The following is a 1,587-nucleotide window of genomic DNA, read 5'->3' as shown; positions in this document are numbered from 1 at the left end:
CATTCTATTCTATAATCTTTAATAAAATAGTTTGGCATAAAGGATTTGCTTAATAGTTAGAGAAAAAATAAAGTAGCAGAATCGATGAAAAAATTTTATCGAAACATGTTTTGAGAAAAAATAACTCTCTTCCAGCGCTAGTAGAATACTATAGTGAATATTAGATATTATTGAATATTAATAACTTTAATAAATTGTATAACGATAATAGTCACGGAGGGAATGTATTTATGTGAATAAAAAAACAACCTTCACAATCGGCGACATCCACGGCTGCTACAACGAACTAAACGAACTACTAAACCAATGGAATCCAGAAAAAGAACAACTCGTACTTCTAGGTGACCTAGTAGACCGAGGCCCACAACCATACGCCGTAGTCCAAAAAGCAATCCAACTACAAAAAGATCACGGAGCAATCGTTTTACTAGGAAACCACGAAAGAATGCTACTAGACTGGCTAGACCAACCAGAATTCAAAAAAGACTACTACTACGGTCAAGGTGGCTATGAAACAATCAACTCATTCTTTGGAACTGATATAACAAATCACAAAGAAGCTGAAGAAATTGCCCAATTAATGAAAGTACAGTTTAAAGCTGAATTGGAGTTTCTAGAAAGTAGACCACTATACTATGAGTGGGAGAATTCCGTTTTTGTTCATGCTGGTGTGAATCTGAATCTAGCAGATTGGAAGAATACGAGTGAGCGAGAATTTTATTGGATTCGTGATGAGTTTCATTTCGGTAATAACGAAACGAATAAAACATTTATCTTCGGTCATACGCCTACATCGATTCTTCATAAAACAGAGAATAAATTTGATATCTGGACTTCAACTTGCAATACGAAAATTTGTTTAGATGGTGGAGCAGTTTATGGTGGCTATTTACATGGCATGAAAGTAAATAAAGAAGGTATTGTATCCACTCATTCTGTTTTATGTAAATCAAGTTCAAATAAATATCAAGTATAATTAACAGATTAAACCATTTAAAGGGAGTTAACACTTGATGAACAGAAAAACAACATTGCAGAAAGCCAGCAAGTACATTATGGAGGATTTGCTTTATTTTTCAAATATGAGAGAAGGTAGAAGGAAGGAAAAGTTTTTTTCCACTACTTTTATCGAGGGACTAGTTTCAGATGCAATTGATGATGTATTAAGAGAACAAGGAAAAAAGTTTACTAAGAAAAATCGTGCTGCATTTATTACGAATGATGCATTAAATCAACTAAGAAATAATGATCAAAGTAACTTAATCATAGAACATATTGTTTGTAAAAATATATATTTTAATGAAATTAAGACTTTACTTTCAAATAACGAACTAACCGAAGATAAAATCTTTGAGATTTTATATAACTATTACTTTACCGCGATTGTCACCAAACAAGAAGATATCGCGTTAGATTCAGCTGGATTAAGAACGAAGATGGTAGTGAGTGGTGAATGGAATCGGGAAGATATATTTACGAGGTACCATTCGACTGGGATTGAATTGATAAAGAATCCTTTTTTTATTTTTAATAGTTAATGTATTGATATGAGGATGTAAGAACGAAAGTCTAAAAGAGAATCTATTT

Annotated in this window: 2 protein-coding genes; both read left to right on the top strand. The window is 32.4% G+C overall.

Going from position 1 to position 1,587, the window contains the following annotated elements:
- Positions 1–232 precede the first annotated feature (232 nt).
- Positions 233–976 carry a metallophosphoesterase family protein gene (locus tag V7056_RS07495; protein WP_499700699.1) on the top strand — a complete coding sequence of 248 codons (744 nt, stop codon included), beginning with the start codon at positions 233–235 and terminating at the stop codon, positions 974–976.
- A 37-nt stretch (positions 977–1,013) separates the two neighbouring features.
- The gene (locus tag V7056_RS07490; RefSeq protein WP_499700698.1) at positions 1,014–1,538 is read left to right on the top strand and encodes a hypothetical protein; all 525 of its coding nucleotides are present in this window, start codon (positions 1,014–1,016) and stop codon (positions 1,536–1,538) included.
- Positions 1,539–1,587 lie beyond the last annotated feature (49 nt).

The organism is Bacillus sp. JJ664, assembly GCF_036962205.1.
Classification (GTDB): Bacteria; Bacillota; Bacilli; order Bacillales; family Bacillaceae_G; genus Gottfriedia.
The sequence above is the reverse complement of the archived record's forward strand: the minus strand, read 5'-3'. Positions and strand labels throughout refer to the sequence as shown.

Excerpts from the sequence above, each read along its gene's own strand:
- V7056_RS07490 (WP_499700698.1), top strand. The coding sequence starts at position 1,014 with ATGAACAGAAAAACAACATTGCAGAAAGCCAGCAAGTACATTATGGAG.